This is a genomic window from Streptomyces sp. BI87, assembly GCF_025957665.1.
Taxonomy (GTDB): Bacteria; Actinomycetota; Actinomycetes; order Streptomycetales; family Streptomycetaceae; genus Streptomyces; species Streptomyces albidoflavus.
This window is the reverse complement of record NZ_CP110079.1, coordinates 5,025,135-5,051,237: the sequence shown is the minus strand read 5'-3', so window position 1 is coordinate 5,051,237 and position 26,103 is coordinate 5,025,135. Positions and strand designations below refer to the sequence as shown.

Genomic DNA, 26,103 nt, shown 5'->3' with positions numbered 1-26,103 from the left:
TCGCCCCCCTCAGGCCCCTCCCCCTTCTTGCGCGGGCCGCGCCCCGTCGTGCGGCCGTTCGCCGTCGGAGCCGCAGAGTGCGGTGCTCAGCCGGTGCACGATCTCGGCCAGATCGGTGGGGCGTTCGGGGCCCCACCAGTCGCCGAGGAGTTCCGCCAGCGTCTCCTCCCTGGCCCGGGAGAGCCGTTCGGCGCTCTCCTCGCCCGCCGGGGTGAGGCTCAGTCCGAGTCCCTGCCGGTCGGCGAGGTGACGTTCCTCCAGCTGGCGGGCGGCGGCGCCGACGAGGTGGAGGGGGACGGCGTGGTGCTCGGCGAGGCGGGCCGGTTCCACGGAGCCGTGGCGCCGGATGCGCAGGAGGAGCCAGCTCGCGGCGGGCAGCAGGTCCTCCCCGGCCCGGGCGGTGATGTCGCGGTAGACCTCGCGGCGTCCCTCGCGGGTGCCCAGCAGGGAGAGGGCGCGTTCGGCCTCGTCGCGGGAGGTGCGCTCGACCGGGTTGCCGGCGTAGGTCTGGGACTGGTCGGGGGCGAGGACGGCGCCGCGCAGCGGGTCCTCGTGGAAGAACCAGGCGAGGACGAAGGCGACGAGGACGACCGGTGCCGCGTAGAGGAAGACATCGGTGATGGCGGTGGAGTAGGCGCCGAGGATCTCCTGGCGGAGCTGCGGGGGCAGGGCGGCGACGGTGCGCGGGTCGGCCTCCAGGGTGGCGGCGTCGACGCCGGGTGGCAGGGGGCGGCCGGCGAGGACGGCGGTGATCTTCGCGTCGAGGCGGCTGGTGAAGATCGTTCCGAACACGGCCACGCCGAAGGAGGCGCCGATGGAGCGGAAGAAGGTGGCGCCGGAGGTGGCGACGCCCAGGTCCTCGTAGGGGACGGCGTTCTGCACGACGAGGACGAGGACCTGGATGACCAGGCCGAGGCCGACGCCGAAGGTGAAGAAGTAGAGGCTCATCTCCAGGTCGCCGGTGTTCTGCCGCAGCCGGTGCAGCAGGAGCAGCCCGGCCGCCGTGATGCCGGTGCCCGCGACGGGGAAGACCTTCCAGTGGCCCGTGCGGGTGATGAGCTGGCCGGAGACGGTCGAGGCGAGCAGGACCCCCGCGACCATCGGCAGCATGTGGACGCCGGAGAGGGTGGGGGTGATGCCGCGCACGACCTGGAGGAAGGTCGGCAGGTAGGTCATCGCGCCGAACATGGCGAAACCGATGATGAAGCTGATCACCGCCGACAGGGTGAAGGTGTGGACGCGGAAGAGGCGCAGCGGCAGCACCGGTTCGGCGGCCCGGCGCTCCACCCTGACGAACCAGGCGCCGAGGACGACGGCGAGCACGGCGAGCCCGATGATCTGCGGGGAGCCCCAGGCCCAGGTGGTGCCGCCGAGGGAGGCGGCGAGCACCAGGCAGGCGGCGACGGCGGCGATCAGGAAGGTCCCCAGGTAGTCGATGACGTGCCGGGCCTGGCGGGTCGGGATGTGCAGGGCGGCGGCGATGACCACGAGGGCGATCGCGCCGAGCGGCACGTTGACGTAGAAGACCCAGCGCCAGCTGAGGTGCTCGGTGAAGATGCCGCCGAGCAGCGGTCCGAGGACGCTGGTGGCGCCGAAGACGGCGCCGAACAGCCCCTGGTAGCGGCCGCGCTCGCGGGGTGGCACGAGGTCGCCGACGATCGCCATGGAGAGCACCATCAGGCCGCCGCCGCCCAGTCCCTGCAGGGCGCGGAAGCCGATGAGCTGCGGCATGTCCTGGGCGATGCCGCAGAGGACCGACCCGGCGAGGAAGATCGCGATGGCGGTCTGGAACAGCTTCTTCCGCCCGTACTGGTCGCCGAGCTTGCCCCAGAGCGGGGTGGCCGCCGTGGCGGCGAGGAGGTAGGCGGTCACCACCCAGGAAAGGTGGTCGAGCCCGCCGAGGTCGCTCACGATGGTCGGCAGGGCGGTGGCGACGATGGTCTGGTCGAGGGCGGCCAGCAGCATGCCCAGCAGCAGGGCCCCGATGGAGACCAGGACGCCGGGCGGTGACTGCCCGTCGGCCGCGGCCCCGGGTCCGCCGGCCGCTCGCCCGGTCGCCTCCTGCGCCATCGTGTCCTCCCGGCTTCCTCGCGCGCGGCGACCCGCCCGGGCTCCGCGCCCGTCCGCCGCTCCGGCGACCGGCCGTCGCCTGCCTCCATCCTGGGCGTTGCGTCCCGTTACGGCCTGTCGGGACGTTCCGTTGCGCGGGGCACTGCGCGCGAACGGCGCTCGCGTCGGCATAATCGCGTCAGTCGGGGCGGCCGAGGAGGGGGCAGCGATGAGCCAACGGTGCACGGAGTGCGGCGGCGAGAGACCGGGGACGGGGCTGGGGCCCGCCTGCGGGTGCGCCCCCGAGAGCGGAAACGGCGCCGACGGCGGCCACCGGGAACGGGTCCGTCCGTATCTCGGTCCACAGGCGGCCGGCGCTCCGCCCGTCCCGCCGGGGCAGGCGTACGACCCCACCCCGGGTCAGGCCGACGAGGGGGCGGTCGGATACGGCCATGCCTCCCACCCGTCCGGGAGCGAACGTTTCCCCAGCGCCGAGCCCCAAGGCCCCACGCCCCCGCCGGTCATCGGCGCCGTCGCCGCCCCAGGTCAGGCCCACGACGCGACCGCGCCCCTGCCCAAGGTCTCCGACCTGGACCTCTTCCCTCCGGATCAGCGGGGTCAGGCCGCCGAGGACGAGTACGGCACGGACGCCCCCGACATCACGCCGCCCCCTTCCGCGCACCGGCCCAAGCGGACGGCGGCCCGCTCGGCGCGCAGGCGACGGGCGGCGATTCTCGGTGTGTCGGTGGGGGCCGTCGTGGTGGTGGCCCTGGCCGGCGCCGTCGCGACCGACTCCCTCCCGGACGACAAGCCCGAGGAACGCGCCCTTCCGACGCCCTCGGCGACCGCGCCCCACACGATCGCCCCCGGTCCGGCGACCCCCTCGGCCTCCGCCTCGGGTTCCCCGGAGTCCACCGCACCCTCGCCCACGGCTCCTTCGGCACTCCCGACCGCCTCCTCGGGCGACGGCAAGCCCGCCGGCTCCCCCACTCCGGCGGCGGGGCCCGACGGCCCGCCCGCCCCGAAGCCCTCGGCGCCCCGGACCCCGGCCGACCCCTCCGACGAGCCCTCCCCCGACCAGCCGCCCCAGGAGGACCCGGTGCTGCGCCGGGGCGACTCGGGCCCGCAGGTCCGCGAACTCCAGCAGCGCCTCCAGCAGCTCCACCTCTACCGCGGCCAGGCCGACGGCGACTTCGACCGGCGCCTGGAGGACTCGCTGCGGGTGTACCAGTGGGCGCGCGGCCTCCGTGACAACCTCGGCGTCTACGACGAGCCGACCCGCAGGCAGCTGGAGAGCGAGACCACGCGGCCGTGACGCGCGCGGGCACGCCTGTACCAGGGCGCGCCCTCGCTGCGTGACGGGCGGTCAGCCGCCCAGGTGGAGCCGGACCACTCCGTCGCCGCCGCTCTCCACACGCACCGCGCGCAGGTCGGCGACGTGCGCCGTCGGGCCGTGCGCGGCGGCGCGGGGCCCCACCCCGACCACGCGCATCCCGGCGGCGAGGCCGGCGGCGATCCCGGCGCCGGAGTCCTCGAAGACGACGGCGTCGGCCGGGTCGACGCCCAGCGCGGCGGCGCCCTTCAGGAATCCCTCGGGGTCGGGCTTGCTCGCGGAGACCTGCTCGGCGGTGATGAGCAGGTCGGGCAGGGCCAGCCGGGCGGCTCCCATCCGGCTGCGCATCAGGCCGTCGTCGGCCGAGGTGACGAGGGCGTGCGGGACACCGGTGAGGGAGGCGAGGAAGGCGGGTGCGCCGGGTACCGGGACGACGCCGTCGGTGTCGGCGGTCTCCTCGGCGAGCAGGACGCGGTTGTCCGCGTGGTTGAGCTCCATCGGCCGGTCCGGGAGGAGTTCGGCCATGGTGGCGTATCCCTGGCGGCCGTGGGCGACGGCGAGTACGTGCTCCTCGTCCAGGCCGTGCCGGGCGGCCCAGCGGCGCCAGCAGCGTTCCACCACGGCGTCGGAGTCGACGAGCGTGCCGTCCATGTCCAGCAGCAGGGCGCGGGCGGTCAGCACGGTACGGGTCGCTGTCATCGGGCAGCTCCAGAGGTCGGGCCCGCCCGACGGTCGCGGACGCCCCCGCAGCGTGGCTCGGTGAACAAGTGACCCCGTCCGCCGGTCAGGGAGTGCGGACGGGATCACTTTGTTTCTTCACCATACAAAACAAAACCGCCGGACGCCACCGGCGCCCCCTCCGGGCACCCGGCGCGCCGTCAGGACGTGGTCGGGGTGGTCTGCGCGAGCGAGATGCGCCAGGCCCCGTCCCCCTCCTCCACCAGCAGGTAGGTGAGCTGGCCCGAGGCGGCGGGGAGCGCCGGACCGCCTCCGTCCGGTTCCTCGCGGGCGTCGTGGACCCGCTTGACGGCGGCCACGACGGCGACGCCCTCGCGCGGGAAACGCACCCCGGTGATCTCCACGGCGGTGACGACGTCGGCCAGCGGCGAGGCGAGCGCGGCACGCATCGCCTCGCCCAGCGCCTCCCGCCCGGCCACGCGCCGGCCGCCGAAGTTGACGATCTCCACGTCCGCGGTGTGCAGCGGAAGGAAGCGGTCCGGGTCGCTCTGGTACTTCCCCGCGTCCGCGACGACCTCGCGGACGGCGGCCTCCTGTGCCGGTGTGCCGGGCATGCCGGTCCTCCTCTACGGGCGGGAGCAGCCGTCTGCACCGGCCGCCCTCCACCGCCCAGGCTCCGGCCTCAACTCCGCTTCAGGTCAAGCGCCGACGAGAGCCGGGCACCCACCGCACCCTCCGCGCGCCCCGTCGTACGCGCCGGGGCGCTCCCGGTCGCCACCGCGCGGAACCCACTCCCCCATGCCGGGACACACCACCACGTACGCCAATGACCCTGCTCCGAATGGGGGATGACCTTCCGCCAGACCTCTTGATGTGTCGTGCGCATGACGCAACTCTGTTACCTGGCACCCACCCTCACGAAACCCACGGGCGCCAGGATGGCCGGGCCCGACGGGCCGGTAGCGGCTGTCGTCCCCCACACCACAGGGAGTTCGCATGTCAGGAATCTACGCGCGTCGCCGGATGCGCCCCGCCGCTCTCGCCACGCTGACGGCGGTCGTCTCCTCCACCGTCCTGCTCACCGGCTCCCCGGCCCAGGCCGCTCCTCCCACCCCGGTGAGCGTCGCCACCGCCAAGACGTACCTCTCCGGCCTGACCGAGAAGGCGGAAGGTTCCTCCAGCGGCTACAGCCGGGACAAGTTCCCGCACTGGTCCACCCAGAGCGGGCAGTGCGACACCCGCGAGGTCGTCCTGAAGCGCGACGGCACCGGCGTCGAGCAGGACTCCGCGTGCAAGGCCGTCTCCGGCACCTGGAAGTCCGCCTACGACGGGGCCACCTGGACCCAGGCGTCCGACGTCGACATCGACCACGTCGTACCGCTCGCCGAGGCATGGCGCTCCGGCGCCAGCGGCTGGACCAACGCCCAGCGCGAACAGCTCGCCAACGACCTGACCCGCCCGCAGCTCATCGCCGTCACGGACAACGTCAACCAGTCCAAGGGCGACAAGGACCCGGCCGAGTGGATGCCGCCGCTCGCCTCGTACAAGTGCGTGTACGTGCGGATGTGGGTCCACGTGAAGCACCACTACGGGCTCTCGGTGGACTCCGCCGAGAAGTCCGCGCTCCAGTCAGCCCTCAACAGCTGCTGACCCTCGCGGCCTCCTCGTGGCCGGCGGCGCACTCCGCCGCCGGCCACGGCTCCCCGCCGACGCGGAAACGGAACCGGGAACACCGCACCGCCCCCGGGGCGTTCCGTACCCTGCGAGCTGACGAAGGGAGCCATCGTGGCCGGGCTGCGCCTGGGACCGGTACTGCGGTACGCCGACACCGACTCCGCCACCGTGTGGGTGGAGACGGACCGTCCGTGCACCGCCGAGGTCCGCTGCCCCGGCGGCGGGGGCGGCGGCTCCGCCCCGACCTTCTCCGTCGAGGGCCACCACTACGCCCTGATCCCGGTCACCGGCCTCCCCGAGGGGAGCGACACCCCCTACGAGGTGCACCTGGGCGGCGAGCTGGTCTGGCCCCCGCCGGGCTCCCCCTTCCCGCCCTCCACCATCAGGACCGCCCCGCGCGAGAGCGACGGGAACCGCCCCGTCCGCGTCACCTTCGGCTCCTGCCGCTGGTCCTCACCCCCGTCGGGCCAGGACAGCCCGGTGGGACCCGACGCGCTCGACGCCCTCGCGGCCCGGATCGCCGGGGACGCCGGCGCGGACCGCCCCGACCTGCTCCTCCTGCTCGGCGACCAGGTGTACGCCGACGAGACCTCCCCCCAGACCCGCAGCTGGCTCGCCTCCCGGCGCGACCTCGCCGAACCCCCGGGCGAGCAGGTCGCGGACTTCGAGGAGTACACCCGGCTCTACGACGAGTCCTGGACCGACCCCGAGGTCCGCTGGCTGCTCTCCACCGTGCCCAGCCTGATGATCTTCGACGACCACGACGTCATCGACGACTGGAACACCAGCGCCTCCTGGCTCGCCGAGATGCGCGAGACCCCCTGGTGGCAGGAGCGCATCGTCAGCGGCCTGATGTCGTACTGGATCTACCAGCACCTGGGGAACCTGGGCCCGGCGGAGCTCGCCACCGACCCCCTGTACAAGGCGGTCCGCTCGGCCCCGGACGGCACCGAGGCGCTGCGCGCCTTCGCCGCGCGGGCCGACGCCGACCGGCCGGGCACCCGCTGGAGCTACCGCCGCGACCTGGGGCGGGTCCGCCTGCTGATGGTCGACACCCGCATGGCCCGGGTCCTCGCCGAGGAGGAGCGCGCCATGCTCCACCCGGACGAGGAGGCGTGGCTGCGCGAGCAGGCGCTCACCGACCCGGGCGGCCACGACCACCTGCTGATCGGCAGCTCCCTGCCCTGGCTCCTCCCGGGACTGGTCCACGAGGCGGAGCGGTGGAACGCCGCGCTCTGCGGGGGCGAGCGCGGCCCCCGCTGGGCCCGCTTCGGCGAGTGGCTGCGGCGCGCCGCCGACCTGGAGCACTGGGCGGCCTTCCCCGCCTCCTTCGACCGGCTCGCCCACCTCACCGAGGAGGCCGCCACCGCCCCCGGCGGCCCCGCCACGGTCTGCGTCCTCTCCGGCGACGTCCACCACGCCTACGCCGCCGAGAGCCGCCCCGTCGGCACCGCCCGGAAATCCCTGCCCGTCGGCCGCGCCCGGGTCCACCAGCTGACCTGCTCGCCGGTCCACAACGCCATCCCGCTGCCGATACGGGCCGGGTTCCGGCTCGGCTGGAGCCGCGCGGGCGGCCTGCTCGGGAGGGTGTTCGCCCGGCACGGGCGCACCCGCCGGGCGCCGGTGACCTGGCGGCGCTCGGGCGGCCCCTGGTTCGGCAACCAGCTCATGACCCTCACCCTGCGCGGCCGCCGCGCCGACCTCCACCTGGACCAGGCCCGCCCCGGGCGGGGCCCGGCCCGCCTGAAGCGGGTGTGGGAGGGACGGCTGGACGGCTGAAGCGCCACCCGGCACCCCGCTCTCCGGCGTTCCCCGACCTGCTCCGGCGTTTCCCCGGCGGCTTTCCCCGCCGCTTCCCGACGGCGCTTTTCAGCCATGCGCGATCTCGCGGGGTCGCGCTCCCACGCGCCCGGCACGTCCCGGGCCACCGTCGGCACCGCCCGGCCCCGGGGACCGCGCCCCGGCGGGGAACCGCAGCTACCGGCCCCGGGCGGCCACCGGGCGCCGTGCCGGACGGCCGCCGGCCGTCCGGCCCGTGCAGAGGGCACGTGTCCACGCCACTCCGGATGCGGAGCGGCCGATGTCGGCCCCCGATGATTGACGGCTCTGCGGACTTGGTCTAGACAAATAACAGTCCCGCTGGTCAGCAGCGTTCCGTCCCCGCACCACCGCTCCGGCCCGCACTCCCGCACCCCGCCCCACCGCACGCCGTACCGGCGGCCCCCAGTGGCCCCGTCCGGCGCCCGTACGGCCGACGACGCCCGTACCCGCCCGGAATCCAGTCTTCCCCGCTTTCCGGTTCCCCCTGGTTCTCCAGTTCTTCCGGCGGCATCCGGCATCACAGCACGGGCCCGCTCCCGGGCCTCCGGCCCCGCCGCGCTCCTCCGCTCCTCCGCCCGGCTCCACCCCACCCCAGCCGAGGGAGTTCCCCATGACGTCCCGTCTCGACAGCGCCCAGCCCTATGCCCTGGGCCTCTACCGCATCGTGATCGGCCTGCTCTTCGCCTGCCACGGCGCCGCCTCCCTCTTCGGGGTGCTGGGCGGCGCACGGGGCGGCGGCACCCTGGAGGCCGGCGCCTGGCCAGGCTGGTACGCCGCCGTCATCCAGCTGGTCGGGGGCGGCCTCGTCGCCCTCGGCCTGGCCACCCGCGCCGCCGCCTTCGTCGGCTCGGGCTCGATGGCGTACGCCTACTTCGTGGTGCACCAGCCGGAGGCGCTCTGGCCGTTGCAGAACGGCGGCGAGCTGTCCGCGGTCTTCTGCTGGGCCCTGCTGCTCCTGGTCTTCACCGGCTCCGGTGCCCTCGGCCTGGACCGCGCGCTCGGCGGCCGGGCGGCGGTACCCGGACCGCGCCCCAGGGACCGCACCCCGAGCGTGGCCTGATCCCGCCCCCGCGCCCCGTCCCGGACCGTCCGTCCACCCCACGCCGACCGGACGGTCCGGGGCGGCCCTCAGCCCCGGCCGGGCGCGTCCTCGGGCGAGACGAACGGCACGCTGAAGCAGCCGAGCCGCGCCCCCGCCCCGCCCTGCTGGTCGTGGATCACCACGGAGGCGGCCTCCCCGGGCCGGAATCCCCAGCTGTGCCGGGCCACGGCCCGCCCCGCGCCCTCGGCGTCGGTGGTGAAGTCGAGCCAGACCTCGTTGTACGGGTTGACGTGGGCGGGGTCGGTGGAGGGCTGCACCGGGTCCACCTTGTGCTGGTAGTGGCCCTTGGCGGCCTGCGGGTCGGCGCCGCAGACACCGGTGTGGACGTGCGCCCCGTAGGCGCGTCCCGGGCGGAGGCCCCGTACCTCGGCGACGACCGTCGTCTCCGACCGCGAGACGGCCTGGCCGACCCTGATCCAGGCGGCCGCGGGCAGCAGGTCCAGGTCGTAGGTGACCGCCTCGGACGGCACGAAGGCGCCGACCGGCGCGAACCGCGCCTCGTCGCGCACCCAGCGCGCCCCCGGCGCCTCGCCCCCGGGGGCGGCCACCAGCCCGCCCGTCACCGGTGCCGCCGCCGGCGCGGGAGCACCGGCGGCGCCCGTCCCCGCAGCGGTCACCAGCGCGGCCAGCGCGGCTCCGGCCAGCAGTCCCGCGGTCCCAGCACCCATCGCGCTCACTCCTCGTGTCCGACCGTGCCCGCTGCGGACACGTACGCGTCGGGTTCACTGCTACGGGACTACCGGTCCGTACACCGCATCGGCTGACCCGGACGGGTGACGGCGGACGGGCGAAACCCCTGTGACGAACAACCGGGTGCCCCACGGCCCCCAGGAGTTCTCCGCGGCGTAACCTTGGCGGCCGAGGGACAGCCGCTCCTGCCGCTCCCCGCGACATCGCGGAGCTGTCCGTACCGGGGAGTTTCGGGTGTTCGAGAGCATGGGGCCGCTGACAGCCGGCCCGTGGATCTACGCGGTCGTGGCGGCCTCCGTGCTGCTGGACGTCTTCCTGCCGCTGCTGCCCAGCGGTGTCCTGGTGATCGCCGCGGCCACCGCCGCCGCGGCCGGGACCGGGGCCGCAGGGCAGATGAACACGGTGCCCGACATCGTCGCCCTCATCGCCATCGCCGCCACCGCCTCGGTCCTCGGCGACCTCGCCGCCTTCCGGCTGGCACGGCGTGGCGGCGTCCGCCTGGACCGCGCCCTCGCCCGCTCGCGCCGCCTGCGCGACAGCCAGGAGAGCCTCGGCCGCGCCCTGGCGCGCGGCGGCGGCCTGCTGGTGGTCCTCGCCCGGTTCGCCCCGGCCGGGCGCTCCCTGATGTCGCTCGGCGCGGGAGCCACCACCGACCGGCGCACCCGCGACTTCCTCCCCTGGTCCGCCGCGGCCGGCGTCGCCTGGGCCTGTTACAGCGTGGGCCTCGGCTACTTCGGCGGCCACTGGCTGGGCGCCAACTGGCTCGCCACCGGCGTCTCCGTCCTCGCCCTCTTCGCCGCCGGAGCGGGCGCCGCCTACCTGATACGCCGCCCCACGCCGGCCCGCTGAGACGTTTCCCCGAGGACCCCGCGGCGCGGGCGCTCGCGCGCGACACTGGAACCATGTGCCGCAGCATCAAGACCCTCCGCCCGCCCGCGCTCCCCGAGGAGGCGACCGAGGACGAGATCCGCGCAGCCGCCCTCCAGTACGTCCGCAAGGTCTCCGGTTTCCGGGCTCCGGCCGCGCACAACCAGGAGGTGTTCGACAGGGCCGTCGAGGCCGTCACCGACGCCACCCGCGCACTCCTCGCGGACCTGGAGGTACGGGGACCGGGGTCGTCCGCCCGCACCAGGGCGTAGCGCGCCGGCCCCGCAGGCCGCCCGGCGCGAACGTCCGGGATGTCCCGTCGGGCCGGCTCGCCCTACGGGAAAGGCCCGGCCCCTCCGGTGTCACACCGGGGAGCCGGGCCTTCTCGTTGCCTCGGGCTGGTGGGCGCGGACGGTTTCGAACCGCCGACATCTGCCTTGTAAGGGCAGCGCTCTACCCCTGAGCTACGCGCCCGGGACGAATCGACAGCCTACCCTGCCACCGCCGCCGCCCCGCAAACCCCTTCCGGCGGCGCCGGGGGGCCACCACCGACCGCGTACGGGGGTTGTCCCCACCTCGCGCGGGTGGCCCGCCGCAGCCCGGTCCGGTGGTCCGCCGGATGTCGGGGCGGACCGCCGCTTCCTAGGGTTCTGAACCATGAGGAAGCCCGGCCTTACCGGGTTCCGGGCAGCTCCGGGCGCGGACCGCCGGCGCCTGCCGAGACGCCGGTCCGACCTGGAGGAATGGCTCATGAGCGTACGGACGACGTCCCGGACCCGGCGGCTGGCGGCGATGGGCGCGGGTGCGGCGGCGCTCGCGCTGCTCACCACGGGCTGCGCCCAGGACGCCTCGGCCGACGGGGGTGCGGAGCCGGAGCACAAGAGCTTCGCCCTGGCCGGGCGCGCCCTCACCGTCGACTCCGACGACTCACGGATCGAGCTGGTGCCGGGGGACGGCGAGGAGGTGCGGGTGACCCGGTGGTTCAGCGGGCGGGCCCTGCTGGGGTCGACGCCCCGCGCCGAGTGGACGGTGGAGGGGGACGCGCTGAAGCTGCGCGTCCGCTGCGGGGGCCTTGTGGCGCACTGCGACGCCAAGCACCGGATCGAGGTGCCCGCCGACACCTCCGTGACCCTGCGGACCCAGGACGGCACGGTGACCGCGAAGGGCTTCAGCGCGCCGCTCACCCTGCACGGTTCCGACGCCTCCCTGACCGTCGAGGAGGTCTCCGGCCCGCTCGACCTGCGCACCACCGACGGCGCGATCACCACCCGCTCCGTCTCCTCCACGCGGGTGCGGGCGCGGACCGAGGACGGCTCGCTGGTGCTCGGGCTGGTGGAGGCGCCCGACCGGATCGACGCCGCCAGCAAGGACGGCCCGGTGACCGTGGAACTGCCGGAGGCCGCCTACGACGTGCGCACGGCGGTCCAGGACGGTCAGACCAACGTCTCCGTGCTGGAGGACCCGGCCAGTTCCCGGGTGGTCTCCGTCACCGCCCAGGACGGCAACATCACCGTGCGGCCGTCGGGCTGACCCCGCCGGAGCCGGCCGTTCCGGGCGCGCGGGCGCAGGCCCGGGCGCGGAGCGGAGAACCGGCGGCCCCGTGCGCGAACTTTCCGGCCCCTGTGTTCGTCATTAACCGGTGGGAGAATGATGCCGGGCAGGGCGGAACCAGCACGGGAGAGGGATGACGGCGACACCTTCGCAGCCGGACACACCGACACGCGGCCGGACCCCTTCGGGGGACGGGGCCCGCCGGGGCTCCGCGCTGCGGGACGCCCTCACCCTGGCACTGCTCCCCCTTCCCCTGCTGCTGACGGCGGTGCCCGCCGCGTTCACCGGCGGAGGGACCCGGCGCTGGTTCGGCGGGCGCGGCGAGAGCCAGCGGGCCGACGCCCAGGCGGCCAAGGACGCGGCGGCCGCCGCCTTCTACGAGCTGGACACGGCCCAGCGCGATCTCCGGATCTCCATAGAGACCATCGGCGCGGTCGACCCCTCGCCCGCCGCCCGCCGGGCCCAGGAGGAGTTCGTCGCGTTGGGGCAGCGCATCGACGAGGTCAGCCACTTCTACATCGAGGCGGTCGACGCCCACGACCTGGACCGCGACGACCTGGAGGCGTCCGTCGCCACCCAGGCCAGGACGCAGCTGACCCGCGCCAAGGACGACCTGGTCCGGGTGCGCCAGGAGCTGGACCGGTTCCAGCGAGGCCTGGCCCCCCTGCTCGACCAGGCCGAGACGCAGCTGGCACGGCTCGCCCCCGCCGTCGAGCGGGCCCGTCAGGCGCTGCTCGCCGCCAGCCAGGCGCTGGACGCCACCCGCGAGGCGGGGCTGCGCGCCGACGACCTGGCGGCGCGGCTGGCCGCCCTCGGCCCCGAGCTGACCAAGCTGAACCAGGGCGCGGGCCGGCACGGCGTCCAGGAGACCCTGCACCGCGCCGACCAGGTGCTGCGGGAGGCGGAGGCCGTCCGCGCCGAGGCTGAGCGGCTCCCGGAGCGAGCGGCCGAGATCGACCGGCGGCTGGTGAGCCTCAGGACCAGGGCACAAGCGCTGACCACCCGGGCGAGCCAGGTCGAGCCGGTCCTCAGCGAGCTGCGGCGCCGCTTCTCGGCCGCCTGCTGGCAGGACCTCCAGCCGGTCCCCCGGCAGGCGGCGGAGAGCGTCCGGCAGGCCGAGGCGAAGCTCCGGGAGGCCCGCACGGCCCGCGAGGAGCAGCGCTGGCCGGACGCGACCTCCCTGCTGTCGACGGTGCGCGCGCTGCTGAACTCCACCGACGAGGCCGTCTCGGCCGCAGGCGACCGCCTCCGCCGGCTCAACGAGGTGGCGAAGGACCCGCAGCAGGAGGTGGACCGGACCCGGTTCGCCATCCGGGACGCGCAGCGCCTGGCGATGGCCGGCCGCAACACCCCGGACCCGCGCCACGCAGGCCCGCTCGACGCCTCCGTGGCCCGCCTGGAACAGGCACTGGCGGGCCTGGCGGGCCGCCACCCGGACTACTGGCACTTCCTCACGGAAACCGAGGCGGTGCGGACCACCGTGGCCGAGGTCGTCTCCCGGATACGCGAGGAACGCGGCGGGGGCTGACCTGCGCCGGGTTCCCCGGAACGGGGCGGGATCAGCACCCCGCCGGCGCCGGCCGTGCGGCTAGCCTGTGTGCATGCCTCGTTACGAATACCGCTGCCGCAGTTGCGGTGACACCTTCGAGCTCAGCCGGCCGATGGCCGAGTCCTCCGACCCGGCGTCCTGCCCGGCGGGTCACCCCGACACCGTGAAGCTGCTGTCGACCGTCGCGGTGGGCGGTTCGGCGGCCTCCGCCGGCCAAGGGGGCCCCGCCCCGGCTCCCTCGGGCGGCGGTGGCGGCTGCTGCGGCGGGGGGTGCTGCGGCTGAGCGCCGTGACACCGCGCCGCCCGCCGCACCGGCCGGGCGGCGGGCACCGTACGCGAGGGCGCGCCCTTCCAGGCGGCGCGACGGCTCGACACACCGGCGCCCGAAGCGAAAACCCCTCGTACGGGGCATGCCGGAGTGATCGGACGGCGCCCGGCGGGCTTCAGGAACTCTTCAGCTTCGGCGCTCTAGCGTGGCCGCCATGAGCGACAGCAGCGCACCTCAGTGGATCACCGGCCTGATGGAGAGCCTCGGCGCGCCGGGAGCGGGCATCGCCATCGCGCTGGAGAACCTCTTCCCGCCGATCCCCTCCGAGGTCATCCTGCCGCTGGCCGGATTCACGGCGGCCACCGGCCAGATGAACCTGGTCGCGGTGCTGATCTGGACGACGGTCGGTTCGGTCGTCGGTGCGCTGGCGCTCTACTGGGTGGGCGCGCTGCTCGGCCGGGACCGGACGGTGGCCATCGCCGCCAAGATCCCGCTGCTGAAGGTCGCCGACATCGAGAAGACCGAGGCATGGTTCAACAAGCACGGGACGAAGGCGGTGTTCTTCGGCCGGATGCTGCCGATCTTCCGCAGCCTCATCTCCGTCCCGGCCGGCATCGAACGGATGCCGCTGCCGATCTTCCTGGGGCTCACCACGCTCGGCAGCGCCATCTGGAACACCCTCTTCGTCATGGCCGGCTACCTGCTCGGTGACAACTGGGAGTCGGTCACCGAGTACGTCTCGGTGTACTCGAAGGTGGTGCTGGCGGTGGCGGCCGTGGCCGTCCTGATCTTCCTCGGCGTACGGATCTTCCGTCCGGGCGGGGGCCAGCGGCGCGGCTGATCCTCCCTACGAGGCTGACGGGCGTCTGCTCCGGGAACCCCCGGGGCGGGCGCCCTCTCTGCTGTTGGGCCCACGGGCCACGGAGAAGAGGAGCGTGTCAGGTGCACACCTCGGGGGCCGGATCTGGCAGGTCGCGTCGGGGCGGCTCGCCGCTCTTGGCGGCGGCCCTCACCGCCACCGCTGCCTGCACCGCGGGAGACCGCGACGCCGATCCCGGCCCCACGACGGCGCCTGCGGCCCGTACCCATCTGCTCTCCGCCCTGGACACGATGGAGCGGCACGCCCTGGTCCGGGACGAGGTGGACTGGCCGAAGCTCCGCCGGGACGCCCTCGGACGCGCCGAGGGGGCCTCGGGACCCGCCGACACGCACGAGGCGATCGAGCGGGCGCTCCGGGACCTCAGCGACGGCCACAGCGCCTTCCTCGCCGCCGAGGAGGCCGCGCGGGCCGAGAACGAGGCACCCGACGACCATGTACTCCCCAGGTCCAACGGCTCCCCAAGGGCCTCGGCCACCTCACGCTGCCCCCGATCCGCTCGGCCACCGCGGCCAGGCCCTACCTCCATGCGGCCCGCGCCGCCGTCCGCGAGGTGGACCGCGCGGGCGCCTGCGGCTGGGTCGTGGACCTGCGGGCCAACACCGGTGGCGACATGTGGACGCCGCTCGCCTCCGCCGGCCCCCTTCTCGGCGACGGCGAGGTGGGCGCCTTCGGCGAGGCGGACGGCACACGGACTCCGTGGACGACCGAGAACGGCACGCCCCGCCGGTACGCGGACCGGTGGGGCCCCGGCGAGCCGCTGGCCCACCCGATGCCGCCGGTGGCGGTGCTCACCGGCCCGCGCACCGCGAGCGCCGGCGAGGCGGTGGCGATCGCCTTCCGGGGACTCCCCGACACCCGGACCTTCGGGGAACCGACCTTCGGCGTCCCCACCGCCAACGCCCCCTACCCCCTGCCCGACGGCGCCCTGGTCGTCCTGACCACGGCCGCGAGGCCGACCGCACGGGCCGGGTCCACCACGGCCCGCTCCGCCCCGACGTGGAGGTGGCGTGGGTCAGGGGCAGCGACCGGGTGCTGACGGCGGCCGCCGCCTGGCTCGCGGCCCACGACCGCTGCCGGACCTCCTGACCGTCGGCGGCGGGTACGGCTGCCCCGTCCCGCGCCTACGGTCCCGTCAGCTGCCGCTGTCGCCCCTCGCCGCCGCCAGGAACCGGCGAAGGATCTCCTCGCCCGCCACGACGCCCCGCTCGGGCAGCACCGTGAGGCCGGGGGCCGTCCAGCCCTCCTCGGCCAGTTCCCCGTGGCCGGGGCGCCAGGCGCGGTCGGCGGCGAGCAGCAGGTCGGCGTCGAGCAGGGAGTCCCCGGCGGCGAGGGTGGTGTCCGCCCCGGCGCGGCGGGCCACCTCGCGCATGGCCGCGCTCTTGGTCAGCGGGCGCGGGACGGCGTAGACCTTGCGTCCCTGGAGGGAGACGGTCCAGCCGCGTTCCCCGGCCCAGGCGGCGGTGGACTTCAGCCAGCTCGCGGGGAGTTCGGCCCGGTCGACGACGAGGTAGGCGAAGAGGTCCTCGGCGACGCGCTCCTTGAGCAGCCAGGCGGGGTCCGCCGTCGCCCGCAGATGGTCGCTGACCTCGGCGAGCGGTGCGCACTCGGCGTCGAGGCGGCTGCGGACCGAACGGTTCCAGTCCTCGTCCGCGACTCCGTCGACCAGCAGGTGCCCGCCGTTGGCGCAGATCGCGTAGCCGGGAGTGGGCACGGGCAGCCGGATGCGGCGGTACTGCTCCCTGGTCCGGGTGGTGGTGGGGACGAAGAGCGTCTCGCGGGCCAGCTCGGCGAGGAGCCCGGCGGCGGTCTCCGTCAGGTAGGAGAGAGGGCGGCTCTCGTAGACCTCGACGCAGAGCAGGCGGGGCGCCTCGGCGTCGGGCACGGTCAGCCCGAGCGCGGCGGCCGAGTAGATGAGGGTGCGGTCGAGGTCGCTGGCGACGAGGGTGGTCACGCGCTGCCCACCGCCTTGCCGTCGGCACCGGTCGCGCCCCGGGTGTAGCGGGGGTGGATGAGCCCGACGCAGGTGTACGGGAGGTTGTCGCGCTCCTCCACCGGCACGCCCCGCTGCTCCGCGAGGAGCCGTATGTGGGCGAGGTCGGCGCCGGCGCCCCGGCGGGCCAGGATCTTCCAGGGGACGCGCCGCAGCAGGACCCGGGTGGTCTCGCCGACACCGGGCTTGACCAGGTTGACGTCGTGGATGCCCTGTTCCTCGCTGATCCGCTCGACCGCCGCCCAGCCTTCCCAGGTGGGGGCGCGGTCGGCCGAGGCCGCCTCCTTGACCTGCTGGTCCACGGCGTCGGCGACCTCGTCGAAACGGGCCTCGACGGCCGCGACGAAATCCCGCGAGACGTCGGAGCCGGACAGCTCGCGGTAGAACTTGGCGCCGTGGTAGTCGTGCGGGCCGACCAGGTCGTCGCGGAGCACGGTGCGGGATATCAGTCCCGAGACGGTGGAGTTGAGGCAGGCCGAGGGGATCAGGAAGTCCTCGCGGGTGCCGTAGGTGCGCACGCAGGAGCCGGGGTCGGCGAGGACCGCGATCTCCGGGTCGAAGCCGGGGAACTCCGCGAGGGCGTCGGCCAGTTCGCGGGTGATGGCGCCCTTGCCGGTCCAGCCGTCCACGAAGACCACGTCCGCCGGGTCGTGGTGCGCGGCCAGCCAGCGCAGGGCGTTGGCGTCGATGCCCCGGCCGCGCACGATGGAGACCGCGTAGTGCGGCAGCTCCGTGCCGTGCCGGTGCCGGGCCCAGCGCCGCATGAGGACACCCACCGGGGTACCGGCCCGCGCCAGCGACACCAGTACGGGCCGCGGCGAGCGCTCGGCGAGGACCAGCTCGGTCACGGTGCCGACCGCCCGCGCGATCCGCGCGGCCGACCCGGCGAGGGCGTCCCGGTACAGCTCCTGGTACTCCTCGGTCGGCTGGTACTCGACCGGCAGGGACTCGGCGTAGTGGGCCCCGCCACGCTGGACGGCCTCCTCACGCTCCTCCACGGGAGCCTCCAGCCGCACGGCGGAGAGGTCCTGGAGCAGCCAGCCGACGTCGTCGGGCTCGTACGAGGAGAAGTCGGGGCCACGCAGGGGCGCGGGCAGCACAGGGGGCTCCTGCCGGTCGGGGGTGCGGGGTGCGGGGGTGTGGGCGGGGACGACGGCGAGGGCCACCCGGGGCGCGGCGGTGGCGAGCTGGGCGAGGAGCCCGCCCGGGGCGTGCAGGGCCGGGGTGTCGGCGGCGCTGTCGACGACGGCGAGGACGGTGTCGAAGCCGCCGCCCGCGACGTTGTAGGCGTACCGCTCGCCGGGCCCGTCGGCCGGGTCGTCGTGGGCGGGGAAGGCGAGGCGGGTGCGGATGGCGTAGCCGGGGTCGTCCACGGCGAGCACCGGTGAGCGGGTGGTGGTGGAGAACCGCACGTCGAGCCCGGCTTCCTCCAGGGCCCCGGCGAGGACCAGCGGGGCGTACATCAGCTCTTCGAAGCCGAGTACGAGGACGCGTCCGGCCCGCTCGGGGCCGCCGAGCCCGTCGACGATCCGGGCGGCCATCGCGGGCAGGGCCTGCCGGAGGCGGTCCCGGTGGTCCGGGGTGAAGCCGTGGCGGCCGCCGTCGGGCAGGCCGGCGGGCCAGCCCAGTTGCAGGCGGACGGGTGCGACGGCCGGCGCGCAGGGCACGAGGGGATCGGCGGTGCGGCCGTCCTGCTCCTCGACCAGCCGCAGGCCGCGGGCGAGGACGTCGTCCGGAAGGCGGACCGTACCCCTTGCGTGGGCAACCACGTCGATGCGGGCGCCGGTCTCCTCGGCGAAGGCGGCGAGCCGGTCGGCGTCGCCGGGGGCCCGCATGTCGACCAGGGCGACGATCACGTAGTGGGTGCGGGGGTGGCGGGCGTGCAGGTCGCGCAGGGTGTTGAGGACGGTGTTGCCGGTGGAGAACTCGTCGTCCACCAGGACCAGCGGCCCCCGGCCCGCCTCCCCGCCCCGGTCGAAGAAGGCGGGGTCCTCGGGGAGCAGCAGGTGGGAGGTGGCGTGCGAGTGCGACTCCTCGAAACCGCCGGCGCTGGGCACCGAGGCGACGGGCCGCCGCGTCGAGTGCAGGTAGGGGGCGGACTCCAGGCCGTCGGCGACGGCGTGGCCGAGTGCGGTCGCCGTCTCCGCGTAGCCGAGGACGACTGCGCGGGCGGCCTCCTCGGGGCCGAGAAGCGCGCGGACGCGCCGGCCGAGCGTGACGCCGTGGCCGTGGACGACCGAGGGCAGCTGCGGGACGTGTTTGCCGAGGACGCCGGAGACGAGCAGGTGCGCCCGCTTGGGGTTGCGGCGCAGCGCAAGGCCCAGCAGGCCGCGCAGCTCGTCGTCGCCGGCCAGCTCTATGCCGAGCCGGTCGGAGACCCAGGTTCCGGTCCACACCACGTCGTTCGTCTCTTCTCTCTTCTCAGGGCGCGCCGGGGGCGCGTACTCCAGGGTGCGCCTGTCGGGCGCCTTGTTCCTCTTGCGCGGTGGTGACGGCCGCCGAGCGCGGGGGCCGGTCAGACGGCGAGCCCCTCGCCCAGCAGCTCCACGAAGCCGACGTCCTCCGCCGCGACCCCGAAGGCCTCGGCGCGCAGCAGGGTGCGCTCGGCCCAGGCCCGGTGCGGCTTCACCTCGTTCATCTTGTTGGTGTACGCGGAACGCATCACTCCGCCGCCGTCCCGTTCGGGCCGCAGGATGTCCTTGGCGTCGCTGTACTCCTCGTGGCTGACCACGGAGAGTGCGTGCACGGGCAGGACGTGGGACGGATGGATGCAGGTCTTGCCGAGCAGGCCGTTGGCCCGGTCCAGCTCGATCTCACGGAGCAGGCCGTCCATGTCGTGCTCGATGAGCGAGGCGCGCAGCTCCTCGGCGCGGCCCAGGAAGGGGCTGCGCCGCAGCTGCGGCTTGAACATGCGCTCCTGGACGCGGAAGTACTCCCAGACCGGCCCGGTGACGGTGAAGCCGGTGCCGTCGGCCCTGCCCAGGACGTTGACCACGTCGGCGATGACGGAGGCGACGATCTGGACGTCGTAGGCGGTCATGTCGGGCGGGCGGCGCAGTCCGTAGGCGGAGCAGAAGTCGGTGACGCCCAGCCGCAGGGCCAGGACCCGGTCGCGGTACTTGTCGACGGTGCCGGCGATCCCGGTGAGCGTGGCGGTGCGGGTCTCGACGTGGAGCAGCTCGGGGGACTCCAGGACGGGCATGGCGAAGAGGCGGTGGCCGCTGCGGGCCTCGGCGGTGGCCAGCGCCTCCAGGTAGGGCACGCCGCGCTCCTCGGTGAACTTCGGGAGGACGAAGCCGGAGAGCAGGCGGACGGCGGGGCCGAGGCGGCGCACCAGGTCGGGGATCTGCTCGGGGTCACGGACCCGGATGAAGAGGAGCGGGGGCTCGGCCTCGCCCGCCTCGGCACGGGCGGCGAGGTCGGCGAACTGGGCCACGAGGTTGGCCTCGGCGCCGGGGACGTCGGCGTCGGCGATCGAGTCCTCCAGGCAGAGGACCATCGAGACGACGCCGCGGGCGGCCTGCTTGTGGACGTCGTCGGCGAGAGTGGGGCGCGTGGCGGGGCTGTACAGCGTCGCCCCCAGGGCGGTGGCCAGGATGGGGGCCGGCGACTCGGCCGTGAAGACGGCGGGCTCCCGGTGGAAGAGGCGCCGCCGCGCTTCAGGGGCAAGATGCCCGAAATGACGCATGTAAATCCCCCGTAGTGCCTGGGTGGCCGCGAATATGTGGCCGGTAATAGTACGTAGGAGCGCATATCCAGGGTTCCCGTCCGCCATGAATTTCTGGTAACCCGGGCGCGTCGCCGCAGTGCTCCCGCCAAGCCCGACCGGCCCCCGCATTGTCCGCCGTACCTCGCAACAGGCAGGATGACCGCATGACGCACGCCATGCTGAAGGGGTCCAACGTCCCGCTCGACGCGACAGCCGTCCGCGCCGTTCTGTGCTGGACGGCCGCCCCGGACGTGCCGGACGTGGACGCGTCGGCCCTGCTGCTCGCCGACGACGACCGGGTGCGCTCCGACGAGGACTTCGTCTTCTACAACCAGCCCCGGCACCCTTCCGGCGCGGTGTGGCGACTGGGCAAGCGACGCCTGCCCGAGGGGCTGACCGACACCATCCAGGCCGACCTCGCGGGCCTGGAACCGCAGGTCCGGCGCATACTCCTGGTCGCCTCCACCGACGAGCTGCCCTTCGAGCGCGTCCCCTCCCTGCGCATCGACCTCTACGACACCTCCGGCGCCGACGCGACCGGCGCCACCGAGAGCGCTCCCGTCGCCACCTTCGAGGTGCAGCCCGAGACGGGCGCCGAGACCGCGCTGATCTGCGGCGAGCTGTACCGCCGGGGCGAGGGCTGGAAGTTCCGGGCACTCGGCGAGGGGTACTCCAACGGGCTCGTCGGACTCGCCACCGACTTCGGCATCTCCGTCGACGACTCGGAAGAGCCCGGGGCCGCCGACCCGGCGGAGCCCGCCGAGCTTCCGGACGCCCCGGAGTTCCCGGCCGCCCCCGAGGCCTCCGCCCCTCCCGCCTCGCAGCCGCTGCCGCCCACCACGGCCGGGCCGCAGCCCCCGGCGCAGCCGGACATGCCCCCGCCGCCGAACTTCCCGCCCCCGGCTCCGGACCCGGACGCGACCCGGGCACCGCTGCCCCCGCAGGCGCCTGCCGCGCAGCCCGCCTACGGCTACCCGCAGCCCGCGGCCGCCGGGTACGGCTACCCGCACCCCGGACCGCCGCCCGCGCACCCTTCGCAGACCCCGCCGCCGCACCAGCCCGCCTACGGCTACCCGCAGGCGGTCGGCGGCCCCGCCGGGTCGTTCCGGCTGCCTCCGCAGGGACCGCAGTTCATCAGCGGCTGACGCCCGGGCCAGGTCCGTGATCACCGGTCACGGGCGGCCCGGGGCAGTGGGGCTCCGCAGACCCGTCAGCGGGTGCCGGTGCTCTTGTATCCGCGGCCCCACTGGAGCCCCCAGCCGTACAGCCGGTCGATCTCGGACTGGAACCCGTAGACGTACTTGACCTCGCGGCGCACCATCAGTTCGCCCTTGTGGTTGTCGAGCGAGAAGACCGCGCACGACCTGGCCTGCGGGGCCCGCTCCTCCAGCTCGATCTCGATGCGCGGGCCGGTGGCCGGGTAGAGGGTGACGACGGCCTGGGTGCGGTCGAAGGCCGGGGTCTTGTCGTAGATGTAGACGAAGACGAGGAGCCGCTTGATCTCCTCGCGCTGGTCGAGATTGACGTAGAGCGTCTCGCCCGAGCCCGAGCCGAACCGGTCGTCCCCGCTGAGCTTCACGAAGGGCGCGGTGTTGAGGTCACCGAAGAGCTCGCCGAGCGGCTGGACGACGCCCTTGTTGCCGTCGGCCATCTCGTAGAGGCAGCCCATGTCGAGGTCGACGTTGACCACGCCCTGGGTGTGGGCCTGCACGACCTCCGGCTGAAACGCCTTGAGGGGGTGGCGCAGCAGGGCCCGCGAGGACGTGGTGGACCGCTTGCCGAAGTCGGCCGGCCGCATCTGCCAGGAGAGGTTGACGCGGAGGTTGCCGGTGGCGGCCCCCTGCTTGACCAGGGAGACCTGCGGCTGGCGCTTGGTCAGGCGTATCGAGTTGCTGCCGACGCTTCCCGAGTCGAACTGCGCCGCCGCGTTACGACCACCCAGCAGACCGTCCCAGAAGGACATGCCACCCCCAGACCTTCGGTTTTCTCGTCCCGCCCATGCCAGCGGGGCGGCGCCGAGGTCGTCTCGACAACCGCCCCGCTGGGAGCGTTCCTCAGTTCGGGCCCGGTCACACCCGCGGCCCGGCCCGGAGTCAGACTCCGGAGGGAATTCCGGCCTTGTCCTTGGAATCCTCGCCGCCCTCGGCGGCCAGCCGCTTGTTACGCCGCACCGACGACCAGAACGAGAGGCCGATCAGCACCACGCCGATGAGGCCCGTGATCATCTCGCTGATCTGGAAGCGGATGGTGACGAGCAGGATCACCGCGAGGGCACCGATCGCGTAGTGGGCTCCGTGCTCCAGGTACACGTAGTCGTCGAGGGTGCCTTGGCGGACCAGGTACACCGTGAGCGAACGCACGTACATGGCACCGATACCGAGGCCGAGCGCCATCAGCACGATGTCGTTGGTGATCGCGAAGGCACCGATCACGCCGTCGAACGAGAAGGAGGCGTCGAGCACTTCCAGGTAGAGGAACATGAAGAAGGCCGCCTTGCCGGCCAGCTTCACCGCCGAGACGGGCTTCCCCTGCCGCTTGGCCTCTTCCTCGGCCTCGTGCTCGCGTTCCTCGCCCTCTTCGAGTTTGTCCTCGAAGAAGCTGGAGAGACCGCCGACGATCAGATACGTGATGAGACCGGCGATGCCTGCCAGCAAGACGGTCTCCGCCTTGTTGGCATAGGTCCCGCCGTGCTGGTGCGCCTGGCTCGCGAAGGTCATCGCCGAGAAGAGCAGGACGATCAGCGCGATGCAGACCGAGAGCATGTCGACGCGGCCGAGCTTGGCCAGCGGACGCTCGATCCAGGCGAGCCACTTGATCTCCCGGTCCTCGAAGAGGAAGTTGAGGAAGATCATCAACAGGAACATGCCACCGAAGGCGGCGATCGACGGATGCGCGTCGGTGACGAGCTCCTGGTAGCGGTCCTTGTCGGTCATCGCCAGGTCGACGGCCTCGATCGGGCCGATCTTGGCACTGATGGCGACGATCACGACCGGGAAGACCAGCCGCATACCGAAGACGGCGATCAGGATGCCGATGGTGAGGAAGATCTTCTGCCAGAAGGCATTCATCTTCTTCAGGATTCCGGCGTTGACCACCGCGTTGTCGAACGACAGCGAGATCTCGAGGATGGACAGGATCGCCACGACCCCGAAGCCCGCCCACCCCCCGTAGAGCACGGCTGCGACGAGTCCGAGCGCGGTGACCGCGAAGGACCAGCCGAAGGTTTTCAGAACCACTGGACACCCAATCCCTGTATGTACTACGAGGCTCCCCCGTCCGTACCCGGCTTTAGGAGACGCTGACCCCGAAGTCTAGAGCGATGCCCCTCAGGCCGGACGCGTACCCCTGTCCCACCGCCCGGAACTTCCACTCGCCGCCGTACCGGTACAGCTCGCCGAAGATCATCGCCGTCTCCGTGGAAGCGTCCTCGCTGAGGTCGTAGCGGGCGAGCTCCTGTCCGTCGGCCTGGTTGACCACGCGGATGAACGCGTTGCTCACCTGCCCGAACGTCTGGCCCCTGACGTCGGCCTCGTGGATCGAGACGGGGAAGACGATCTTCTCGCAGTGGGCGGGCACCTGGGAGAGGTCGACCAGCAGGGACTCGTCGTCGCCGTCACCCTCGCCCGTGAGGTTGTCGCCGGTGTGCTCGACCGAGCCGTCCGGGCTCTTGAGGTTGTTGTAGAAGACGAACCACTCGTCGCCCATCACCCGGCCCGAGGTGCAGAGCAGCGCGCTCGCGTCGAGGTCGAACGGGGCGCCGGTGGTGGAGCGGGCATCCCAGCCGAGGCCGACAAGGACCTGTGTGAGGTTCGGCGCGGCCTTGGAGAGGGAGACATTTCCCCCTTTGGCGAGCGTGACACCCATGATCGCTTTCCTCCCCGATGTGACAGCGTGCGCATTCTTGACGAGATCCGGCGCCGCACGAAACGTGCGGCGCCGGACGGGAACAGCCTCGGAGACTGCTCGGATCAGACGTTGACGCCGAAGTCCTGCGCGATGCCGCGCAGGCCCGAGGCGTACCCCTGGCCGATGGCGCGGAACTTCCACTCGGCGCCGTTGCGGTAGAGCTCGCCGAAGACCATGGCGGTCTCCGTGGAGGCGTCCTCGGAGAGGTCGTAGCGGGCGATCTCCTGGTCGTTGGCCTGGTTGACCACGCGGATGAACGCGTTGCGCACCTGGCCGAAGGACTGCTGGCGGTTCTCCGCGTCGTAGATGGAGACCGGGAACACGATCTTGGTGACCTCGGCCGGGACACCGGCCAGGTTCACCTTGATCTGCTCGTCGTCGCCCTCGCCCTCACCGGTGATGTTGTCGCCGGTGTGCTCGACCGAGCCGTCGGGGCTCTTGAGGTTGTTGAAGAACACGAAGCCCTGGTCGCTGGTGACCTTGCCGTCGGCGTTCGTCAGGATGGCGCTGGCGTCGAGGTCGAAGTCGGTACCCGTGGTGGTACGGACGTCCCACCCCAGACCGATGGTGACCGCGGTCAGGCCAGGCGCCTCCTTGGTCAGCGAGACATTGCCGCCCTTGCTGAGGCTGACTCCCACGAGTCCTCCCATTCGCGTGTCGAGGGGGTGGTGGCACGGTGCGGTGGTGCCGCGGGCGCCCTCGCCCCTGTCGTCGTTCAGTGCTGTCGGATGAACGTCTGGATACTAGTGACGGGTTCCCGCCCGCACCGGCCGTTACCCCTGATCGGTCAGAGCGTGTCCAGCGCCTTCACGTACTCGTTCAGGTCGCGGGCGTCGGGGAGACCGTTGACGACGGTCCAGCGCACGACGCCCTCCTTGTCGATGATGAAGGTGCCGCGGACGGCGCAGCCCTTCGCCTCGTCGAAGACCTCGTAGGCGCGCGAGGCCTCGCCGTGCGGCCAGAAGTCCGACAGAAGGGGGTACTCGAGCCCCTCCTGCTCCGCGAAGACCCGCAGCGCGAACGGCGAGTCGTTGGAGACGGCGAGCAGCCGGGTGTCGTCGTTGACGAACTTCGGCAGCTCCTCGCGCAGCGCGCAGAGCTCACCCGTGCACACGCCGGTGAAGGCGAACGGGTAGAAGAGGAGCACCACGTTCTTCTCGCCGCGGAAGTCCGAGAGCCGCACGGTCTGGCCGTGCTGGTCCTTCAGCTCGAAGTCCGGGGCCTTGGTGCCAACCTCGATCGCCATGGGTACGCATCCCTTCACTGGGCCGGTGAGCGGTCTCCCTCCAGGCCGGACACGGCCGGAGGAAGGTGAGCCCACCCTACGCAGGCCCCCTTCACCCGGAACGCGCCAGGCCCCCTCGGTCACGGCCGAGGGGGCCTGGCGGACGGCACAGCCGCGCCGGGACGCCGGTGGGGGGTGGTCCGCCACCCACGTCGCGACGGACGCGGTTCAGCGCTTGGACTTGGCGCCCTTGGGCGTGACCAGGCGGCTGCCGGTCCAGTCCTTGCCGGCGTTGATGCTCTTGGTCTGGGCGAGGCCCGCCGTCTGGGCGGCCTCGTTGATCTCGCTCGGCTCGATGTAGCCGTCCCTGCCCGTCTTCGGGGTCAGCAGCCACACGGGCTGGCCGTCCTCGACGAGCTGCGAGGCGTCGACCAGTGCGTCGGTCAGATCGCCGTCGTCCTCGCGGAACCAGAGCATGACGGAGTCGGCCACATCGTCGTACTCCTCGTCGGCGAGTTCGCCGCCGATGAGGGCTTCGATGGCCTCACGGAGCTCCTGATCGACATCGTCGTCGTAGCCGATCTCCTGGACCACCTGCTCGGGCTGGAAACCCAGCCTTGCGGCAGGGTTGGTCCGCTCCTCCGCGTGGTCCGCGGTCGCGCTCACGGTGTGCCTCCTGATCATGTTTCGGGAAATGCTGCTGCCACGCGCGGGCGCGAAGCATTGGCCGTAGTCCACACGGGCGCGACGGATCGCGCAAGTACCCGGCCGTCGAGACCGCCGAAACGGTGACGTTCCATCCCGTCCCGAC

Annotated in this window: 24 protein-coding genes, 1 tRNA gene and 1 pseudogene; 12 read left to right on the top strand and 14 right to left on the bottom strand. The window is 73.5% G+C overall.

Annotated elements, in window-relative coordinates; genetic code table 11:
* Positions 1-9 precede the first annotated feature (9 nt).
* Complete coding sequence (locus OIM89_RS22535) at positions 10-2,070, bottom strand: MDR family MFS transporter (protein ID WP_047465551.1); 2,061 nt, start codon at positions 2,068-2,070, stop codon at positions 10-12.
* 208 nt (positions 2,071-2,278) lie between these two features.
* Here OIM89_RS22535 and OIM89_RS22530 point away from each other — a divergent pair, with 208 nt between their 5' ends.
* The gene (locus tag OIM89_RS22530; RefSeq protein ID WP_047465549.1) at positions 2,279-3,364 is read left to right on the top strand and encodes a peptidoglycan-binding domain-containing protein; all 1,086 of its coding nucleotides are present in this window, start codon (positions 2,279-2,281) and stop codon (positions 3,362-3,364) included.
* A gap of 51 nt (positions 3,365-3,415) precedes the next feature.
* Here the strand turns inward: OIM89_RS22530 and OIM89_RS22525 are convergent, their stop codons facing one another.
* Together OIM89_RS22525 and OIM89_RS22520 are read right to left on the bottom strand one after the other, a co-directional pair.
* Positions 3,416-4,081 (bottom strand): HAD-IA family hydrolase, encoded by a 666-nt coding sequence (locus OIM89_RS22525; RefSeq protein ID WP_047465547.1) that lies wholly within the window; start codon positions 4,079-4,081, stop codon positions 3,416-3,418.
* A gap of 179 nt (positions 4,082-4,260) precedes the next feature.
* On the bottom strand, positions 4,261-4,674 hold the full coding sequence (locus tag OIM89_RS22520) for an SgcJ/EcaC family oxidoreductase (protein WP_030698432.1): 414 nt from the start codon (positions 4,672-4,674) through the stop codon (positions 4,261-4,263).
* 382 nt (positions 4,675-5,056) lie between these two features.
* Between OIM89_RS22520 and OIM89_RS22515 the strand changes: the two genes are divergently transcribed.
* The 3 genes from OIM89_RS22515 to OIM89_RS22505 all read left to right on the top strand — a co-directional run bounded on the left by OIM89_RS22515 (position 5,057) and on the right by OIM89_RS22505 (position 8,615).
* Positions 5,057-5,710, top strand: coding sequence for an HNH endonuclease family protein (locus OIM89_RS22515; RefSeq protein WP_264491581.1), 654 nt, complete (start codon positions 5,057-5,059; stop codon positions 5,708-5,710).
* 135 nt (positions 5,711-5,845) lie between these two features.
* Positions 5,846-7,513: an alkaline phosphatase D family protein gene (locus tag OIM89_RS22510; RefSeq protein WP_030698430.1), complete on the top strand. Its 1,668-nt coding sequence runs from the start codon at positions 5,846-5,848 to the stop codon at positions 7,511-7,513.
* A gap of 652 nt (positions 7,514-8,165) precedes the next feature.
* On the top strand, positions 8,166-8,615 hold the full coding sequence (locus OIM89_RS22505) for a DoxX family protein (RefSeq protein ID WP_030698429.1): 450 nt from the start codon (positions 8,166-8,168) through the stop codon (positions 8,613-8,615).
* Between the two features lie 68 nt (positions 8,616-8,683).
* Here OIM89_RS22505 and OIM89_RS22500 read toward each other — a convergent pair whose 3' ends face one another.
* On the bottom strand, positions 8,684-9,325 hold the full coding sequence (locus OIM89_RS22500; protein ID WP_030698428.1) for a superoxide dismutase family protein: 642 nt from the start codon (positions 9,323-9,325) through the stop codon (positions 8,684-8,686).
* A 256-nt stretch (positions 9,326-9,581) separates the two neighbouring features.
* On the opposite strand from OIM89_RS22500, the gene OIM89_RS22495 reads away from it, so the two are divergent.
* The gene (locus OIM89_RS22495) at positions 9,582-10,196 is read left to right on the top strand and encodes a DedA family protein (RefSeq protein ID WP_030698427.1); all 615 of its coding nucleotides are present in this window, start codon (positions 9,582-9,584) and stop codon (positions 10,194-10,196) included.
* A gap of 53 nt (positions 10,197-10,249) precedes the next feature.
* A complete protein-coding gene (locus OIM89_RS22490; protein ID WP_030698426.1) occupies positions 10,250-10,486 on the top strand; it encodes a DUF2277 domain-containing protein in 237 nt (78 codons plus the stop codon).
* Positions 10,487-10,613: 127 nt separating this feature from the next.
* Here OIM89_RS22490 and OIM89_RS22485 read toward each other — a convergent pair.
* Positions 10,614-10,688, bottom strand: a tRNA-Val gene (locus tag OIM89_RS22485).
* Between the two features lie 276 nt (positions 10,689-10,964).
* Between OIM89_RS22485 and OIM89_RS22480 the strand changes: the two genes are divergently transcribed.
* The 5 genes and pseudogenes from OIM89_RS22480 (at position 10,965) to OIM89_RS30065 (ending at position 15,548) form a co-directional block, all read left to right on the top strand.
* On the top strand, positions 10,965-11,744 hold the full coding sequence (locus tag OIM89_RS22480) for a DUF4097 family beta strand repeat-containing protein (protein WP_030698425.1): 780 nt from the start codon (positions 10,965-10,967) through the stop codon (positions 11,742-11,744).
* Between the two features lie 154 nt (positions 11,745-11,898).
* The gene (locus OIM89_RS22475; RefSeq protein ID WP_264491580.1) at positions 11,899-13,293 is read left to right on the top strand and encodes a hypothetical protein; all 1,395 of its coding nucleotides are present in this window, start codon (positions 11,899-11,901) and stop codon (positions 13,291-13,293) included.
* Between the two features lie 73 nt (positions 13,294-13,366).
* Positions 13,367-13,597 carry an FmdB family zinc ribbon protein gene (locus OIM89_RS22470; protein ID WP_030698423.1) on the top strand — a complete coding sequence of 77 codons (231 nt, stop codon included), beginning with the start codon at positions 13,367-13,369 and terminating at the stop codon, positions 13,595-13,597.
* A gap of 199 nt (positions 13,598-13,796) precedes the next feature.
* Positions 13,797-14,423 (top strand): DedA family protein, encoded by a 627-nt coding sequence (locus tag OIM89_RS22465; protein ID WP_030698422.1) that lies wholly within the window; start codon positions 13,797-13,799, stop codon positions 14,421-14,423.
* Between the two features lie 269 nt (positions 14,424-14,692).
* A pseudogene (locus OIM89_RS30065) lies at positions 14,693-15,548 on the top strand (S41 family peptidase).
* 46 nt (positions 15,549-15,594) lie between these two features.
* Here the strand turns inward: OIM89_RS30065 and OIM89_RS22455 are convergent.
* The 3 genes from OIM89_RS22455 to OIM89_RS22445 all read right to left on the bottom strand — a co-directional run bounded on the left by OIM89_RS22455 (position 15,595) and on the right by OIM89_RS22445 (position 20,140).
* Positions 15,595-16,413 (bottom strand): HAD family hydrolase, encoded by an 819-nt coding sequence (locus tag OIM89_RS22455; RefSeq protein ID WP_264491578.1) that lies wholly within the window; start codon positions 16,411-16,413, stop codon positions 15,595-15,597.
* Positions 16,410-18,851, bottom strand: coding sequence for a phosphoribosyltransferase (locus tag OIM89_RS22450; RefSeq protein WP_257380382.1), 2,442 nt, complete (start codon positions 18,849-18,851; stop codon positions 16,410-16,412). The genes OIM89_RS22455 and OIM89_RS22450 overlap by 4 nt, the downstream gene beginning before the upstream one ends.
* 116 nt (positions 18,852-18,967) lie before the next feature.
* Positions 18,968-20,140: an HpcH/HpaI aldolase/citrate lyase family protein gene (locus tag OIM89_RS22445; RefSeq protein ID WP_030698418.1), complete on the bottom strand. Its 1,173-nt coding sequence runs from the start codon at positions 20,138-20,140 to the stop codon at positions 18,968-18,970.
* Positions 20,141-20,325: 185 nt separating this feature from the next.
* Here OIM89_RS22445 and OIM89_RS22440 point away from each other — a divergent pair, with 185 nt between their 5' ends.
* Complete coding sequence (locus OIM89_RS22440; protein WP_047465525.1) at positions 20,326-21,306, top strand: TerD family protein; 981 nt, start codon at positions 20,326-20,328, stop codon at positions 21,304-21,306.
* A 65-nt stretch (positions 21,307-21,371) separates the two neighbouring features.
* Here the strand turns inward: OIM89_RS22440 and OIM89_RS22435 are convergent, their stop codons facing one another.
* The 6 genes from OIM89_RS22435 to OIM89_RS22410 form a co-directional block, all read right to left on the bottom strand.
* Positions 21,372-22,124, bottom strand: coding sequence for a TerD family protein (locus tag OIM89_RS22435; RefSeq protein ID WP_030698416.1), 753 nt, complete (start codon positions 22,122-22,124; stop codon positions 21,372-21,374).
* 130 nt (positions 22,125-22,254) lie between these two features.
* Positions 22,255-23,397 (bottom strand): DUF475 domain-containing protein, encoded by a 1,143-nt coding sequence (locus tag OIM89_RS22430; protein WP_030698415.1) that lies wholly within the window; start codon positions 23,395-23,397, stop codon positions 22,255-22,257.
* A 52-nt stretch (positions 23,398-23,449) separates the two neighbouring features.
* Positions 23,450-24,025: a TerD family protein gene (locus OIM89_RS22425; protein ID WP_030698414.1), complete on the bottom strand. Its 576-nt coding sequence runs from the start codon at positions 24,023-24,025 to the stop codon at positions 23,450-23,452.
* A gap of 104 nt (positions 24,026-24,129) precedes the next feature.
* Positions 24,130-24,705, bottom strand: coding sequence for a TerD family protein (locus OIM89_RS22420; RefSeq protein WP_003947848.1), 576 nt, complete (start codon positions 24,703-24,705; stop codon positions 24,130-24,132).
* 149 nt (positions 24,706-24,854) lie between these two features.
* Positions 24,855-25,313 (bottom strand): peroxiredoxin, encoded by a 459-nt coding sequence (locus OIM89_RS22415; protein ID WP_226965172.1) that lies wholly within the window; start codon positions 25,311-25,313, stop codon positions 24,855-24,857.
* 207 nt (positions 25,314-25,520) lie between these two features.
* Positions 25,521-25,958: a DUF3052 domain-containing protein gene (locus tag OIM89_RS22410; protein WP_010637639.1), complete on the bottom strand. Its 438-nt coding sequence runs from the start codon at positions 25,956-25,958 to the stop codon at positions 25,521-25,523.
* Between the last annotated feature and the right edge of the window lie 145 nt (positions 25,959-26,103).

Excerpts from the sequence above, each read along its gene's own strand:
- OIM89_RS22535 (WP_047465551.1), bottom strand. The coding sequence starts at position 2,070 with ATGGCGCAGGAGGCGACCGGGCGAGCGGCCGGCGGACCCGGGGCCGCG.
- OIM89_RS22530 (WP_047465549.1), top strand. The coding sequence starts at position 2,279 with ATGAGCCAACGGTGCACGGAGTGCGGCGGCGAGAGACCGGGGACGGGG.
- OIM89_RS22525 (WP_047465547.1), bottom strand. The coding sequence starts at position 4,081 with ATGACAGCGACCCGTACCGTGCTGACCGCCCGCGCCCTGCTGCTGGAC.
- OIM89_RS22520 (WP_030698432.1), bottom strand. The coding sequence starts at position 4,674 with ATGCCCGGCACACCGGCACAGGAGGCCGCCGTCCGCGAGGTCGTCGCG.
- OIM89_RS22515 (WP_264491581.1), top strand. The coding sequence starts at position 5,057 with ATGTCAGGAATCTACGCGCGTCGCCGGATGCGCCCCGCCGCTCTCGCC.
- OIM89_RS22505 (WP_030698429.1), top strand. The coding sequence starts at position 8,166 with ATGACGTCCCGTCTCGACAGCGCCCAGCCCTATGCCCTGGGCCTCTAC.
- OIM89_RS22500 (WP_030698428.1), bottom strand. The coding sequence starts at position 9,325 with ATGGGTGCTGGGACCGCGGGACTGCTGGCCGGAGCCGCGCTGGCCGCG.
- OIM89_RS22490 (WP_030698426.1), top strand. The coding sequence starts at position 10,250 with ATGTGCCGCAGCATCAAGACCCTCCGCCCGCCCGCGCTCCCCGAGGAG.
- OIM89_RS22480 (WP_030698425.1), top strand. The coding sequence starts at position 10,965 with ATGAGCGTACGGACGACGTCCCGGACCCGGCGGCTGGCGGCGATGGGC.
- OIM89_RS22475 (WP_264491580.1), top strand. The coding sequence starts at position 11,899 with ATGACGGCGACACCTTCGCAGCCGGACACACCGACACGCGGCCGGACC.
- OIM89_RS22470 (WP_030698423.1), top strand. The coding sequence starts at position 13,367 with ATGCCTCGTTACGAATACCGCTGCCGCAGTTGCGGTGACACCTTCGAG.
- OIM89_RS22465 (WP_030698422.1), top strand. The coding sequence starts at position 13,797 with ATGAGCGACAGCAGCGCACCTCAGTGGATCACCGGCCTGATGGAGAGC.
- OIM89_RS22445 (WP_030698418.1), bottom strand. The coding sequence starts at position 20,140 with ATGCGTCATTTCGGGCATCTTGCCCCTGAAGCGCGGCGGCGCCTCTTC.
- OIM89_RS22440 (WP_047465525.1), top strand. The coding sequence starts at position 20,326 with ATGACGCACGCCATGCTGAAGGGGTCCAACGTCCCGCTCGACGCGACA.
- OIM89_RS22435 (WP_030698416.1), bottom strand. The coding sequence starts at position 22,124 with ATGTCCTTCTGGGACGGTCTGCTGGGTGGTCGTAACGCGGCGGCGCAG.
- OIM89_RS22425 (WP_030698414.1), bottom strand. The coding sequence starts at position 24,025 with ATGGGTGTCACGCTCGCCAAAGGGGGAAATGTCTCCCTCTCCAAGGCC.
- OIM89_RS22415 (WP_226965172.1), bottom strand. The coding sequence starts at position 25,313 with ATGGCGATCGAGGTTGGCACCAAGGCCCCGGACTTCGAGCTGAAGGAC.